The sequence below is a fragment of the Halobacillus litoralis genome (assembly GCF_009856355.1).
GTDB lineage: Bacteria > Bacillota > Bacilli > Bacillales > Halobacillaceae > Halobacillus > Halobacillus litoralis_B.
This window is the reverse complement of the sequence record NZ_WMEW01000023.1, coordinates 1-13,800: the sequence shown is the minus strand read 5'-3', so window position 1 is coordinate 13,800 and position 13,800 is coordinate 1. Positions and strand designations below refer to the sequence as shown.

Genomic DNA, 13,800 nt, shown 5'->3' with positions numbered 1-13,800 from the left:
CGTGCATCCGGAAGATGGCAGGAAATATCATGCTCATGGAAAAGAAGCGATTGATAAAGTTCGTGAGGAAAGTGACCGATTATGTAAGGGAAGAGGACTCTCCATAGCAGAAAACATTAAAGCAGGGGTTCGTTACACCCAAGCAGAAAAAGGCTTAATTGATCGAGAGAAATTCAGTTGGAAAGATGATATTCGAGAGAAAATTGACCTTGAAAAACAGGTCTCCCAAACATATGAAGAATTGAAAATGAGTTTAAAAGAAAAACATAACATTGACATGAAAGAGCGTGGAAAGAACATTACATTTACGCACCCCGATAAAAACAAGAAAGTTCGTGGCTCCAAGCTGGGGAATGATTATGAAAAGGAGACGTTGCAGCGTGAGTTTGAAATCACAAAGGAAACCCGAACAGACCAACCAAGCCAGGAGCGAGGAACAGCCACCTTATCATACGAACAGGGAAATCCAGAGTTATCAAGAATTGCAGAACCATATAGAGGAAAGTCAGAAGTTAATGGAAATTCTGAAAGGTTACGTCAGCACGCAAATCGACAGGGACACCGACTCGAAAATGACCACTCAACAAGAGTTGAACGACATCAGAGAGACGAGCCAAACCGTTCAGCAGAGGATGAATTCGACTTTACAAGCGCAAGAGAAACTCTTGAAAGATCAAGAAGAGAGACTTATAAAAACTATGGAAACGGGCGCCAACCTCATGAGTCAGAACAATCAAAAGACCATTCAAAAAGTGAATCAACTCCAAAACGAGATCGTTCAGCAACTGGAGAAGATCGAGCAAAATTTCAGCGAGAAAACAGGGAAAGTGCTCCAGACCACCGAGAGCAACTTAAACGAGATGAAGAGCCGGACAAACAAAAGCTTAGACGAGATCGACAACAGAGCAAAGAGAACGATATCGAACGTTAAAAAAGGAATTCTTATAAATTACTGGTTAGATGCAGCAAAATACGGTCTAGCAACCTCTGTATTCCTTGTGCCCATATACTTAGGGGTAAAAGCTTTGTTAGGAGTATTTGGCATTGAAACACCTTAAGAATTTTTAAATCCATAAAAAGAGCTCCCTGCGCAAACAGGGAGCTCTTTCCCCTTTAAGGGGGTGATGCCATGACAATATTTAAATTGTCGCTATTTGCCTTAAGTATAACATAAACCATTATTACTATACAGCAACGGTTTCCATTTAGAAACGGTACCCCCGTTCTCATACAGAACCCCCTACCGCCCTTCGGTTGCTTGGATATCTCCGTTTTCCAAAAGTCCAAGACCAGGACTTTAGCAAATACTCAATATCATACATCCCCCACCCTTAAATGATCCCTTCTATATAGATCTTCTTATCTTAGCTCCTATAGAGTACAGAATCTTATGTGAGCAAGACCGTTTATTCTTTAGCCTCGTTGAGATGTCTAATCTTTCCTAAGTATTTATGCTTGCAAAAGTGGAACGAAGGCAACATCCTGAAGGCTTGTCGAGGAAAACGGAAGGCATAGAACGACTACCTACATCGACAAAAATTAAAAATGTCAATGTAAGTAGTAGTCGTTCTACAGAAGGACAACATCCGTCAGGAATTACGAGGTGTCCGTAGTGTATCCCTATTAACGATAGAATTTCTTCTAGACAAGCTTACTACTTCAAATGCCCCTGGTAGGTTCAGAATAACCGAGTATTCTTACTTGCAGCTTGTCCTACTGCAACCGTAGTTGCAACATCCTTCCTTCGATCAGCACTAAGGTAGCTTTCACCCTTCAGACACCAACGCAATAGGGAGCGTTTTCATAGTGTCCTAGTCTTAATTATTGCATCGGCTAAGACATAACCTATCAAGTTTATTTTCTCAACGTGTTAGTAGGCTTTCCACGTTGGAACAACATAAAAAAGGTGTACTTTACCCTGCTTCCTACCAATGAGAGGAAAGCCGGGTAAAATACACCTTTGAAAAATTATTTATAACGGTTGAAATTTGCTATGTAAACCGTATATAATTAACTATATCTTAGTATTTTACCCTGTGTCGCTTTGGTCGGTGGAGACAGGGAAAGTCATTTCCGATAAGTTCGCCAAAACTTATCATCAAGGAAATGGCTTTTTTATTTGTCCGTATGTATTTATAATGACAATTTTACCCCTTACACTCTATCAAATCAATAGAATTGAGGGAATAAACTAGCAGAATCTTTTGCATGGATTTGCACAAAGGGCTACTGTTGTAAATTAAAACTAACAGATCTTTTTAGATTTGAAATTACTAGGGTTAGTTTTCAGGACACAATTGACTACAAAAACCCAGAAAGGAAGATTGCATGACAGACATTTCTTACAATAAACACACATTCATATTTGTGGCTCGTGGGCAATTTCTTCAAAAAAGGACTTTTTTTAGATAAAAGGAGGAAAAGTATGAAAAAAATTCTTAAAAATATAACTAAAGTCCTTTTAACCGTAATGTGTTCAATTTTAATACTAATAGGATTTACTTTCGCATACTTGATCTATCAAGATCTTAAATTCGATGAAGATAATTACGAAGAACCAACGGCGGAAGAAAATGTAAATAAATAGAAATACATAGCACAACCCTCGTAATAAATAAAATATAGAGAAATACACTGAGGGTAAGCAACATGCACTTATTCCTTCTTTTGATTCGCGTAGAGCTAATAATCTCAATGAACGAACTTACAATTAATGTCATTAATCAGATAACATTACTCTGGCCAGTAAGATAGATTATGCTCATGGTAGTAGAGTATAGCCAACTTGATATGATAGAATTTAATCTACTAAGGGAGCGATGGTTCACTTATATTTTCCGATGATTGTTGGGATCTATCGGTTATGAGGTAATAAAATAAATACTTTAATAATATTGGGGTTGAGGTTATGGTACCTAATGAAAAAGAAGTCTTAGCTAAGGGAAACTTAACCTTTGAGGATTATAAGAAACACAACCTTCATCATCATAAGAAAATGATGATTGGATATTTTATTTTTGTTTTCTTAGTTGGCCTGTGGTTATCTTCTCTCTTTATTACAGGAGGGCTGGTTGCGGTTATTCCTTTATATTTATTTTTTTCTACATTAATTGCGTGTTTTTTCACACTGGTATTAGCTGGATTATTACACTTACGCGTTCGAAAGGAGTATAGCAGTGACCAACTTCTTCAAAACGAATTGAGATATATCATTAATGAAGATGGTATAAATTCTAAAGTAAGGAAGTCAAATACTTATTTTGAATGGAATGATTTTATAGCAGTTCTGGAACACGAGGATATGTTTCGGTTATATACATCTAAAAATAAAGGCCTTGTTATACCCAAGCGTTACTTTTCCACAAAGGAAGATATCATCTTTTTTAAAAAACTAGTTACTAGAAATATGGATTCAAAAAAAGTCAAAATCCATTAACTATCTAATTGGAAGCTATCCTACTTCTTCGTATAACGAATATAAGAAGCAACCGCGATAAGAGCACTTAGTAAAGTGAAGTAAAATCCGCCCTTTGTCATTCCTAAAGCAGTGTTTAAGTTACCTCCCTCATTACCAGGAAACCAAGGGCTCATCATAATCCATTGGAGGATAACGAATGAAGGAATTAAGATAGTCAAGAAACGTATGGAAGTTTGTCTGGGAATTATTAAAAAAACAGTAAGAGTAATGGCAGTGGTGACCCCAATTAATGAACCGGTCCAATGGTGTAAACCACTCCACGACCAGAACGCTAATGAGAACCAATCCATAAACAATCCGATTAATACACCTAGCAGGCTTGCGACATATATTACTTTCATAAATTTATCCAAGTTTGTCTCTCCTTAAATCCTTTAAAATAATTGGTAAATATCACTATAGATAAGTTTATCACAAGTTTTATAGGGGTTAAAAAAAGATATAGGGGAGACTCCCCTATGTCTTTTTTTCATGCTGAATCATCTTCTTGGAATATCTTATCTCCAATCCCTACTAGGAAAGCAGAAGTCGCTGCCACACTTATAACAACGGGTGACACATAAATTAAAAGTAATGCTCCTGCTGTCAGCGCAGCTAAGCATAATGCTACAGTTTCTAAACTTACTTGAGCCTCACGTACTTTTTGATAAGAAGGGGCTGTAGTATCAACTTCTAATTCATAAATTATGGATACAGCTAAGTCTGTTTTCGTCCCATCAACTTCAATCGAATCTTTGTACGCGGTTACTTTTAGAGTATGAGTGGTAGATGTAAAATCAGAAGAAAATTCAATCATCCCATTTCCAACACTAGCTCCTAAGCCGTCTAATTGGTTAGCGTACTTGTCCATCCGTTCAGCACTCAGATTAGCTTTCAAATCATCTCCTATTATATCTTGAAGGTCATAACCCACTTTACCTTCACTAATCATAATTTGGTCTGCATCACTGTTTGGACTGAAGCTAGTATCTGTTTCTAAATATACATTAAATTTTGGAAGATCAACTATTTTGTAGGTTTTGTTAAAAATAAATTTCGGTCCAAATATAGCTTCATTTGAGAAAAATCCAGGTAAGGAGCTTCCTACTTCCAACATAGCATCGTATAGTTTTTCCTCTTTTTCATTTCTTGATCCTGTTGATGGATTAACACTACTTACTCCTTTATCTCTTCCCGACATATCATTTTTGTCAATGCCAATAGCACCATCACCAGAACCTACTGTATATTCATAAAATTGACTAAATGCCCAGTTTCGTGGCATAGGGTAACCCAGATTCCCACTAAACCCTGTAGACATGTTAGCAACAAAGCTGTATTTTGCTTGGATACTTGGGTTTTCGTAAGCACGTATACAGATATTTCTTGGACCATACACACCTAAATTGTATTTGGAGCCTTGAGATTCTAATGATTCTTTCACACCATTTAGATAAGGTAAAATTAAGTTAGTAACTTGGAAATCATAGGCATCAAAGTCGACCGCAAAGTAGATAGTTGTACCTTCAGGAAACCCTAAATCTTCTGCAGTCTTATGCGCTCTTAAACCATCTCCAGATCCTCGATTATGGTTGAAGTAACTTGCGTAAAATCCTCCGTCCTGATAGATAGGGAAAACATTAATATTGTACTCTTCCAATATTTCCAGCTCTTCGTTAGTCATAGCTTTAGATCTAGATCCTCCTACGGTACCAGTGAGGTATCTACCTATAGTATTATACCCCCGACTAACTAAGGTTTCAGCTTTCGCTCGATCAACTATAGTAGAAGCGTCACACGCAGGAGCACTACGAGATGTTAAGCCATTACTTGTTAGAAGTTGTTTGATTGTTGCTTTACCAGCTGTACCCGTAGCAGGAAGGGTCATAAATTCTTGAAATTCACGAACTGCACTCTCGACAGAGTTATCATAAATGCCGTTATAACTTCCTGGATAATAGTCATTAACGGCTAAAGCAAACTGCAGAATTCTATTTAGCCTATCTTGGCCATTACCCGGAGCAAGAGTAGGTGTATTAGCAAGTGTACCATTTCCGTAATAACCATTAGCAATATTTCCTATCCCAATTTCGTGTTGGAAAGCATAAATAAGAGCTTCGCTTGTTTTCCTTTCATAAACACCATTTGTTGGAATATAAGGAAAATACATACTATAATTTTGATTTAAAATTTGTTGCATTTCTCTTACATAGTTTGGATATGTCCTCGCCAGTTCAAATCCATCTGTATTTAAAATTGCTTCCATTAATTTTGCATCAACATAACCACTTGGTACTAGTCCAACATCTACTTCAAAATCTTTAACCGTACTTTCTGTTCCTCCAAAGAAATTACCTGTAAATCCTCCCGGGTTATAACCTTTACACCAAAAACCACCTTGTAGAATCTTATTCATGTTAGTAGGTTCTTCACCAAGGCTTTGCTTGGATAATCCAGGAAACGCAGCTTTTGTACCAGGTCCAAAGTTGGGCACAGGATTGGTGATCCCCATCTCAATTTGAAGACCAACTATCAATGCTCCTACCGTAGTATTACCAGTGTAACCATCTTCCGGAATTACATCGTAACCTTTTCTCCCTTTATAAGTATCATTCAACCACTTTTGTACTTCTAAAACCATTGAATCCATTCCATTCACCCCTTAATAATATTAATATCAATATTAATATTGATATATTAATCTAACTTTTGTTGAAACCTTATGGTTAAAAAATCGTAGCTACATTTCTATGATTCATTGTTTTACATAGGAATCAATCCCAAAATTTTTTAATGTTATGACCATATCTTTTGCATTCTCATTGTTCTCAAAGGTGCCAGCTACTACTTCGAAGTAATTGCCTGATTTCCTAACATAATTATCTACTCCTTGATCACTTAGAATCTCACCCTTATTTTGAGCATTCTCATAGTTTGAAAATGTGCCAGCTACTACCTCGCTTTTCTTTTTTTCATTGCTGTCTTTCAAATTTAATCCCGCTATTTCTGCAATTCCTTTAGCATGTCCTAATGCAACATTTCGCAGATCTTCATTTGATTTTAGGTGTTTTGCATCCTTTTCACTATCAATAAAACCATTCTCTGTTAAAATAGCTGGCATATTTGTTTCACGTAAAACTGAAAAGTTAGCTTCTTTTAGACCTCTATCATAAAAATACTTAGCTTCTTTTAAAATCTCTTCATGAAGAGCATTTTGGAACTTTTCCGCCTTACTATCTTCTGGCAAACCATTATAAATATAGGATTCAAACCCCTGGGCAGAACCATCAAATGCGTTAATATGAAATGAAACGAAATAATCAGCTCCCCATTCGTTCGCGAATTCTGAACGTTGAAGGAGATCCACAAAGTAATCACTTTTTCGAGTTAAGCGAGTTTCTACTTCTTCGTAATTATTTTCTAATATTTCATTAGTGTACTTGGCTATTTTCAAGACAACATCCTTTTCTTTTAAACCATTACCGCTCGCTCCTTGATCATGACCTCCATGGCCCGGGTCTAAAATAACCTTGGCCGACATTCTACCCCTCCTTAGGTTTCCTCTTTGTGATTTGCTTAGCTCCACTATAAAATCCACTTGCAGATAAACCTAATACTAAGCCGGCAATTACACCTGCTTTGAGATCGTATGGCGCAATATAAAACACTCCAAATACCACTCCCATCAATAAAGCAACGATCATACTATATCTTTTAGACATACCAAGTGATTTAACCATTTCTACTATTGCTGTCACCAAAGGAATGAGGGCAACTCCATACACAGAGAACTCCATGTTATTTTTCCTCCTTTCAATTAAGTTTTTTATCAGATCATCTAAATCAAATGATGACCGATAAATGAGGATTACTTTGTATATTAACAGTAGGGGTAACGGTACAGACCTTTTAAAAGTACTGAAAAACTGAAGCGATTAAAACTGTAGTATTCCTTTTAAAGAAATTAACAGCTTTTCAAAAGTTTGGTTTCTTATATTAAAAATATACTTCTCACTATATCCTAGTTTTAGCGCGGTTTTTTGGATTGTCATCCCTTGAATATATCTGTAACAAATGAAGTGGTGTTCGATATCATCCAATACTTCCAAGGCTTTATCTATTGCACTGATTATTAGTTTGTACTCGTAAAGATTTTCATGAATTTCTATTGCCCTTCTACTTTCTATTCTATCTATCAGCACATATTCGTTTTCTCCTTTTATATTGAAAGAGGAGATTAGATCCTTTTGAATTTCATAACCTTTTGGCATATTGGGTAAAACAAACTCTAATTGACTATGAAGATTCTTAATACCTGCATTATACGTCTGGTAATTTCTTAAATGTTTTTCTAGCCTTTTAATATTTTTCGATCTTTCTGTTTTTTCCATAAGTTTAGTCCTCCTTACCCTTGTAGATAAATATGTTGTAACCCTAACTAAGATATTAATATCGATATCAATATCTTAGTTAGGGTTCATTAACACTAGAATTCTTCATAACTTGAAGCCAAAATGTATTCCTTTAATTCTTCAGTTACTTCTAAAACTTCCTCACACTTAGGACAGTTAAATGAATTAGTATGAAACAAAAAAGGTTCCAGATACTTCCCAACTTTAATTGGATTTTTACAATGTTTGCAGATAATCATTAATAAATGTTTTTTTTGCTGCATATAAATAGCACTCCTTTACAAAAAACCAGAACGTTTGTTCTGTTTAAAGTATAGCTTATATTTAACAAAAAAAAAATAAGCCTGCTAGGACTTATTTAAAAATTCTTAAGCTATATTTTTAAAACACTGTTGTTTTCATTACCAAATACCGCTATTCCATCCATCCCATCTCTTTAAATACTCTTTTAAGTGATTCGTTTACAATTTCCGATTTAACACCTTTAGGTTTGCCTGCTGCATTCTCATCAATAACATTTGCCACCTCGCGTTCAAGATAAAATCCCTTAAACACGTGCGTTTTTTCTTTTGTGGTTTTTTTACCTACAATATTATCAAGGAAATCGTTATTGATATTGCTATCTTCTTTATTAGCATCCTCATTCACTGAATTATTTGTTCCCTCATCTTTTTTTGTCATCATCTATCACCCTTTCTCTCTAAATAAATACAATGATGCCCTAGTATGTTCACCAGTTGTAGTTTCTATAATAAAAGTAGAACTAATAAATATCCGAAACCTTAAATTTAGTTAGGTAAATTCCGCTTTTGTTTACTAATACGTTTCTCAATTTCCTTCTGACTATACCCTAACTTCTTCAATTGTTGTCTTGTGTGCACTTCTAAACCTAACTCATGTTGAGCTTTACCCGATAATATCCCAGATGCTTTGCTGTCTGGTTTTCCTAACAACTTCCAAAAATCTAAACAGTTTTTTCCTAACTCCCATGTGTCCTCACCTCCCTAATAGTTGTGTTTTAATGTAGTAATTCTAGGCAAGAAAAGGAGATATACTTCAGGGTCCTTCTAAAATTAGATGTATTAATTAATTTTGTTTCTTTAAGTCTTAATTAATTTACTGTGCACCAAACAAACGTGACCAAAAGCTTTTTTTATCAGACTGCTTCTTATCTTGGATAGTATCTTGGTTATCTGCATTATTAGATTCTGCTGGAGTAGCCAGTTGCCTGATGGTTTCCAACTGTTTGTCGCGATCTATATTTACTTGTTCTATACGTTGGATCAAAGTTTTATGAAAATTATCTTGATTATCCATCCTCATATCTTGATGGTCTAGCTGTTTTTTTATTGATTTATTATCCTCCCTTAAAGCTGATATTTCTTGTCGCAAAGCTCTTAGTTCTTCGGCTAGTAATTCCCCGCTGGTTTTTTCAGGCTCAGGTCTAAACGATTCTCCCCCAGTAGCAAAGTAATATTCAATCTGTTTCATGCTCCAGTTTTGCTCTCTGTGTAGAGATTGTATTTCTTTAAAACGTTCTATCCCCTCCTGTTTGTATATGTTATAACCATTACTACTTTTTTCATGCGGCACGTACTTCCTTAACTCCTTAAACCAATTCCTAATAACGTTTGGAGTTTCATCTAAGTACGTGGCAACTTCTTTCACCGTAAAACCCTCAACCAAGTTTAGATCTGGATTACCTGAACCTTGATTCTCTCCCTTATTCATATTTATAACCCTCCCAGAAACCTATATATAAACCTTGTTTCCTTAATATTAAAGGGTGGTTATGAAAAAATACAAGGTTTTTATCCAACTTCCAGACCTAGATATGAAATCATTGTATATGGGCTTAGCTAATACACTCTAAACTTAGTTAGTACTCATGGTGTATTCTACTGAATAATCTATTCAGTTACAAGAAAGACCAATTTAAATATTTTCAAGAAAAGATAAAGCGTTCACGAAACATGATGATAGTGGACCACGACAGAACTGATTAAACTGTTAGCTACGAATAATAGGACATTGCTAGGAGCATTTGAACTCTTGAAGCCTACTATAAAAGTCAATTTATTACTTGCTAATGATTAGCTTCTTTTATAGTTATAAAAGCTACTTTTCTTAGATTTTTTGCATACGCGGGTTAGGTATTAGCTTTGATATTATTGGCTTGAAAGGAGGAATGCAAAATGCTTTATGAATATTGGGAACAATACTCACCTATTGGAGGGGATCTACCATTTCAAATGACTGTCGATGACAACGCTCCTGAAGGAGACCATGTACCAGTAAGCATTCAGATTAATATGGGTTACACTCCCGGTGCTGGTGGTTATGGCTCAGACTGGGAGATGGAGCTCCAACGCTATGTAGATGGTGAATGGGTTTTCATTGCAGGGCGTTCAGGCTACTGTCACTTAGATAGTTATTCAGATCGTGAATTTACAGGGATTAACGAAGGGCTTACTCGAATTGTTTTGCATAACACTATTCCAAACCAAAGCTACCGTCGTATCGAATCCGACAACTTCTATGTTATTCACTAGTAAATAAAAAAGAGAGGTCAAGCGTGCCTCTCTTTTTTTATGAATTATAAAATTACATCCTGATGAGATTACATAAGTACACAACCATGATAGTAATGAAACATAATATTCATTATGTTTCATGTGAAACCAAACGAACAAAGCCCGGATATCCTTGATAAACCAAGGATATCCGGGCTTTTATATAGGTTCACACATGGTATAATAAAACATAATAAAATAAGTGTTGTATTCTAAACAACATATAAGAGGTGATCCAATTGCCCCCACGTCTCGGCCAACAGAGCGTCGAACCCATCCGGGACCCGGATTTAATCCGGGAAATGAAAACGTATTTGCTACATAAAAGCTACCGGGATTATTTTTTATTTACCTTCGGCATCAATTCCGGCCTGCGAATCAGCGATATTTTGCCCCTGCGGGTGTTGGATGTCCAGGACACATCCTATCTGCGGATCCGGGAAAAGAAAACACGGAACATTCGAAAAATCAAAATGACCCCCAATTTGCGCAGTGAAATCGATAAGTACATCCGGGGCAAAGCCGCGTCCGATGCCTTGTTTCCTTCCAAAAAAGGAGGCTCGATTGATCGGACCCAAGCCTGGCGCATTATTCATGAAGCTGCGGAGGTCTGCGGGGTCCCCGGACCGATCGGCACGCACACCTTGCGAAAGACGTTCGGGTATCACTTTTATCAGAAAACCAAGGATGTGGCCATGTTGCAGCAGATCTTTGGCCATTCTAGCCCTTCGATCACGTTACAATACATTGGAATTAGTGATGACATGGTCGATCAAGCCTTGGAAGATTTCTCTTTGTAAACATGAACAGAAGAGAATAAGGGGACCGTTTGCATATGCGAACGGTTTATAATGCCCCGTCCTTCCTGGGAAGTTTCATTTTGATTTAGAATCATTGATCTAAATCATCATACGTTCTTAGTACCTTGCTCTCTCTTATATCTTCAGGTTTTATTTTCTCTTCGAAAATTTTAGACTTACTTTTAATTTTACCTTGTCTCCTAAAATTTGAATGCAGACTTTTATTTGCTCGTACATGAAGTGCATTGTTTTCATAATCAAATTCTAATTCTGCTCTATCTGGTAATTTATTTTTAATGTCTTCAATCTTTTTTTGAATATTGTACTTTTCTTCTTCAGTGTAAGTGTACACGTTATTAACCCTTTCTTTTTATGTTTTATCCTTCTAACTTTGTAAAAACATTAAGATTAAGGTCTTTTAGTAGATAATACCCTATATTGACCTTTTAATATATTTTAACCTTTAAAAACCTTATTTACCTAAGTATATTAGTTCTTTCCCATCTTTCTGAGCAATATTGAGAGCTCCATTGACTCCGTGTGCTCTGCCATAATATTCTGCCTTATCTAACCCTGCTTTTCTAAAATCAAAAGTGATTTTAGAGTCTCCAGCATGGAAGGTAAAATCATCTTCTTTTATAGCAGTACTAAACTCTATAACATTTACCATTCCACTATCCACACGTTCTTTTATATCAGATAAAACATTTTCAACAATACTCTCATCCAGAGTGTTTTTTGCTTTAGACAAGCATTCCTCAATGGGTTGGCGTTCGAATCTAATTCTTACATGATTAGAATCATCGGGTGCTTTAAAAAGAATTTCTTTACCTGAAGCCATACAATCAATATCTTCTACTCTCATATGATTTATTAACATATCATTATTTTTAATTTCAGCTATGATTTCTTTCTTATTATTCCACAGCAAGGCATTAACAAGAATTTTCCCTTTATGATCTTGCTCTAATTTAAATAATTCTTTCCCCTTAATTCTCATAGTTAATGAAGTTGAAAAGAAATAATTACCTCCTGATATTACAATGCCTTTATCAATACTCCAACCTAACTTGCCTTTAGGTTCCCCCCTATTATTAGCTCTTTTCATTTCACGTAAATCTTCAATTGACCAAGCTCTTTGATCAGCTTGCCTATGATGAATTGGACAAAGAGCTATCATTCCGTCTTCGTTATGCATTTCCCCTTCATTATAAGGAGGGTCAAAGTGATGATATTCGAGAAAAGGAACTCTACAGTCTTCCACTGGGCAGCCAAAACCGACTTCTCTTCTCAACCTTCTTCTCTTTTTTCTTCCGATAGGATCCCTTGCCATACTTAACCTCCTCTATAATTGTAAAAATCATTGCATCTCATGATCACAAACATATTCATATTAACCATAATTTTCCATAATTCTACAAAGAATACGAGTAATCCTTTTTTATAATGATGGTATTTAGATCAGAACCTCTTTAGAATAATGAACTTCTATCGGAATACTCATTTTGAGTATTCCGATATTCCGCATTCCAACTGACGTTTGAAAATCAAACGTCAGTTGGAATGGATTTGAACTTGTAAAATTATCTATTCTAAAAAGAATAGATAATTTTACTCGCCTAATAGGCGAACGCTTTTGTATTTCAAAGGGGGAGCGAAAGCGATTGGGGGAAACCCCCAACAAGCTCAAATGGGTACCATTTGTAGAGCTTGCCAACCCTCATGCTATGATGTATGATAGTTTCAACACCACGGTGAAACTATCTGAAGAATAGCTTTCAAATGGTACCCATTTGAAAAGGAGGGGCGGGCTTGGAAGAGAACCGAAATGAGAACCGACAGATCAAATTTCGAGTGAGCGACGACGAATTTGAACGTCTTGAGCAGATGGCGAAAAACGTTCAAATGAGTGTGCCTTCTTTTGCGAAAAAGAAGGCACAAGGGGCGAGAATGCGACCGCCGAAGATTGATCGAGAAGGAGCATTTGAGATGGCCCGGGAATTGCGAGCAATCGGTAACAATGTGAACCAGATCAGCCGGCGAGCCAATCAGGGACATACAATTCCTGCTGAGGAATTAAAAGAGGTACAAAAGGAGCTGCAGGCTATATGGCAACAATTCAACTCGGCCATACAAAAGTAGCTAATCGGCTAATCTCGTACTGTGAAAAAAGAGCGGTCGAGAAAGAAGGAGTAAATACGTTTCCCGAGGTGGCCAAAGCCCAAATGAAGGCTACGAGAGAAATGTGGAGTAAGAATAACGGTATTCAGGCGCATCACGTAATTCAATCGTTTAAGCCAGGGGAAATCACTCCGGCCCAAGCCAATAAAATAGGACTGGAACTAGCTGAAAAATTAGCTCCGGGTCATGAAGTCATGATATATACGCATGATGATAAAGAACATATCCATAATCACATCATCATTAATTCCGTGCATCCGGAAGATGGCAGGAAATATCATGCTCATGGAAAAGAAGCGATTGATAAAGTTCGTGAGGAAAGTGACCGATTATGTAAGGGAAGAGGACTCTCCATAGCAGAAAACATTAAAGCAGGG

General features: G+C 36.4%; 17 protein-coding genes. 7 read left to right on the top strand and 10 right to left on the bottom strand.

Features of this window, described 5'->3' with window-relative positions; genetic code table 11:
* The 3 genes from GLV97_RS19540 to GLV97_RS19530 all read left to right on the top strand — a co-directional run.
* The coding region (locus GLV97_RS19540; RefSeq protein ID WP_160890392.1) for a relaxase/mobilization nuclease domain-containing protein at positions 1 to 931 on the top strand (931 nt) is incomplete at its 5' end.
* A 1,494-nt stretch (positions 932 to 2,425) separates the two neighbouring features.
* Entirely contained in the window at positions 2,426 to 2,587 is a 162-nt protein-coding gene (locus GLV97_RS19535) for a hypothetical protein (RefSeq protein ID WP_160839964.1), read from the top strand.
* 321 nt (positions 2,588 to 2,908) lie between these two features.
* Positions 2,909 to 3,436: a YcxB family protein gene (locus GLV97_RS19530; RefSeq protein ID WP_160839965.1), complete on the top strand. Its 528-nt coding sequence runs from the start codon at positions 2,909 to 2,911 to the stop codon at positions 3,434 to 3,436.
* A gap of 20 nt (positions 3,437 to 3,456) precedes the next feature.
* On the opposite strand, the gene GLV97_RS19525 is transcribed toward GLV97_RS19530, so the two are convergent.
* The 8 genes from GLV97_RS19525 to GLV97_RS19490 all read right to left on the bottom strand — a co-directional run bounded on the left by GLV97_RS19525 (position 3,457) and on the right by GLV97_RS19490 (position 9,600).
* Positions 3,457 to 3,831, bottom strand: a complete 375-nt coding sequence (locus GLV97_RS19525; RefSeq protein ID WP_160839966.1) for a hypothetical protein — start codon at positions 3,829 to 3,831, stop codon at positions 3,457 to 3,459.
* A 116-nt stretch (positions 3,832 to 3,947) separates the two neighbouring features.
* Positions 3,948 to 6,107 carry a glycoside hydrolase domain-containing protein gene (locus GLV97_RS19520; protein WP_160839967.1) on the bottom strand — a complete coding sequence of 720 codons (2,160 nt, stop codon included), beginning with the start codon at positions 6,105 to 6,107 and terminating at the stop codon, positions 3,948 to 3,950.
* A gap of 105 nt (positions 6,108 to 6,212) precedes the next feature.
* Positions 6,213 to 6,998, bottom strand: coding sequence for an N-acetylmuramoyl-L-alanine amidase (locus GLV97_RS19515; protein WP_160839968.1), 786 nt, complete (start codon positions 6,996 to 6,998; stop codon positions 6,213 to 6,215).
* Between the two features lies 1 nt (position 6,999).
* Entirely contained in the window at positions 7,000 to 7,254 is a 255-nt protein-coding gene (locus tag GLV97_RS19510) for a hypothetical protein (RefSeq protein WP_160839969.1), read from the bottom strand.
* A gap of 138 nt (positions 7,255 to 7,392) precedes the next feature.
* On the bottom strand, positions 7,393 to 7,848 hold the full coding sequence (locus GLV97_RS19505) for a sigma factor-like helix-turn-helix DNA-binding protein (protein WP_160839970.1): 456 nt from the start codon (positions 7,846 to 7,848) through the stop codon (positions 7,393 to 7,395).
* Between the two features lie 95 nt (positions 7,849 to 7,943).
* Positions 7,944 to 8,132 carry a hypothetical protein gene (locus GLV97_RS19500; RefSeq protein WP_160839971.1) on the bottom strand — a complete coding sequence of 63 codons (189 nt, stop codon included), beginning with the start codon at positions 8,130 to 8,132 and terminating at the stop codon, positions 7,944 to 7,946.
* 151 nt (positions 8,133 to 8,283) lie between these two features.
* The gene (locus GLV97_RS19495; protein WP_160839956.1) at positions 8,284 to 8,550 is read right to left on the bottom strand and encodes a hypothetical protein; all 267 of its coding nucleotides are present in this window, start codon (positions 8,548 to 8,550) and stop codon (positions 8,284 to 8,286) included.
* A gap of 435 nt (positions 8,551 to 8,985) precedes the next feature.
* On the bottom strand, positions 8,986 to 9,600 hold the full coding sequence (locus GLV97_RS19490; protein ID WP_160839957.1) for a MerR family transcriptional regulator: 615 nt from the start codon (positions 9,598 to 9,600) through the stop codon (positions 8,986 to 8,988).
* Positions 9,601 to 10,064: 464 nt separating this feature from the next.
* Here GLV97_RS19490 and GLV97_RS19485 point away from each other — a divergent pair, with 464 nt between their 5' ends.
* Both GLV97_RS19485 and GLV97_RS19480 read left to right on the top strand, forming a co-directional pair.
* Complete coding sequence (locus GLV97_RS19485; protein ID WP_160839958.1) at positions 10,065 to 10,421, top strand: hypothetical protein; 357 nt, start codon at positions 10,065 to 10,067, stop codon at positions 10,419 to 10,421.
* Between the two features lie 323 nt (positions 10,422 to 10,744).
* Positions 10,745 to 11,242 (top strand): site-specific integrase, encoded by a 498-nt coding sequence (locus GLV97_RS19480; RefSeq protein ID WP_160839959.1) that lies wholly within the window; start codon positions 10,745 to 10,747, stop codon positions 11,240 to 11,242.
* Positions 11,243 to 11,333: 91 nt separating this feature from the next.
* Here the strand turns inward: GLV97_RS19480 and GLV97_RS19475 are convergent, their stop codons facing one another.
* Together GLV97_RS19475 and GLV97_RS19470 are read right to left on the bottom strand one after the other, a co-directional pair.
* Positions 11,334 to 11,594, bottom strand: a complete 261-nt coding sequence (locus tag GLV97_RS19475; RefSeq protein ID WP_160839960.1) for a hypothetical protein — start codon at positions 11,592 to 11,594, stop codon at positions 11,334 to 11,336.
* A gap of 120 nt (positions 11,595 to 11,714) precedes the next feature.
* Positions 11,715 to 12,575, bottom strand: a complete 861-nt coding sequence (locus GLV97_RS19470) for a hypothetical protein (RefSeq protein ID WP_160839961.1) — start codon at positions 12,573 to 12,575, stop codon at positions 11,715 to 11,717.
* 479 nt (positions 12,576 to 13,054) lie between these two features.
* On the opposite strand from GLV97_RS19470, the gene GLV97_RS19465 reads away from it, so the two are divergent.
* Both GLV97_RS19465 and GLV97_RS19460 read left to right on the top strand, forming a co-directional pair.
* Entirely contained in the window at positions 13,055 to 13,384 is a 330-nt protein-coding gene (locus tag GLV97_RS19465) for a MobC family plasmid mobilization relaxosome protein (protein WP_160839962.1), read from the top strand.
* The coding region (locus GLV97_RS19460; RefSeq protein WP_160890391.1) for a relaxase/mobilization nuclease domain-containing protein at positions 13,351 to 13,800 on the top strand (450 nt) is incomplete at its 3' end. The genes GLV97_RS19465 and GLV97_RS19460, both read left to right, overlap by 34 nt.

Excerpts from the sequence above, each read along its gene's own strand:
- GLV97_RS19485 (WP_160839958.1), top strand. The coding sequence starts at position 10,065 with ATGCTTTATGAATATTGGGAACAATACTCACCTATTGGAGGGGATCTA.
- GLV97_RS19480 (WP_160839959.1), top strand. The coding sequence starts at position 10,745 with ATGAAAACGTATTTGCTACATAAAAGCTACCGGGATTATTTTTTATTT.
- GLV97_RS19535 (WP_160839964.1), top strand. The coding sequence starts at position 2,426 with ATGAAAAAAATTCTTAAAAATATAACTAAAGTCCTTTTAACCGTAATG.
- GLV97_RS19505 (WP_160839970.1), bottom strand. The coding sequence starts at position 7,848 with ATGGAAAAAACAGAAAGATCGAAAAATATTAAAAGGCTAGAAAAACAT.
- GLV97_RS19520 (WP_160839967.1), bottom strand. The coding sequence starts at position 6,107 with ATGGATTCAATGGTTTTAGAAGTACAAAAGTGGTTGAATGATACTTAT.
- GLV97_RS19500 (WP_160839971.1), bottom strand. The coding sequence starts at position 8,132 with ATGCAGCAAAAAAAACATTTATTAATGATTATCTGCAAACATTGTAAA.
- GLV97_RS19530 (WP_160839965.1), top strand. The coding sequence starts at position 2,909 with ATGGTACCTAATGAAAAAGAAGTCTTAGCTAAGGGAAACTTAACCTTT.
- GLV97_RS19510 (WP_160839969.1), bottom strand. The coding sequence starts at position 7,254 with ATGGAGTTCTCTGTGTATGGAGTTGCCCTCATTCCTTTGGTGACAGCA.
- GLV97_RS19495 (WP_160839956.1), bottom strand. The coding sequence starts at position 8,550 with ATGACAAAAAAAGATGAGGGAACAAATAATTCAGTGAATGAGGATGCT.
- GLV97_RS19470 (WP_160839961.1), bottom strand. The coding sequence starts at position 12,575 with ATGGCAAGGGATCCTATCGGAAGAAAAAAGAGAAGAAGGTTGAGAAGA.
- GLV97_RS19490 (WP_160839957.1), bottom strand. The coding sequence starts at position 9,600 with ATGAATAAGGGAGAGAATCAAGGTTCAGGTAATCCAGATCTAAACTTG.
- GLV97_RS19515 (WP_160839968.1), bottom strand. The coding sequence starts at position 6,998 with ATGTCGGCCAAGGTTATTTTAGACCCGGGCCATGGAGGTCATGATCAA.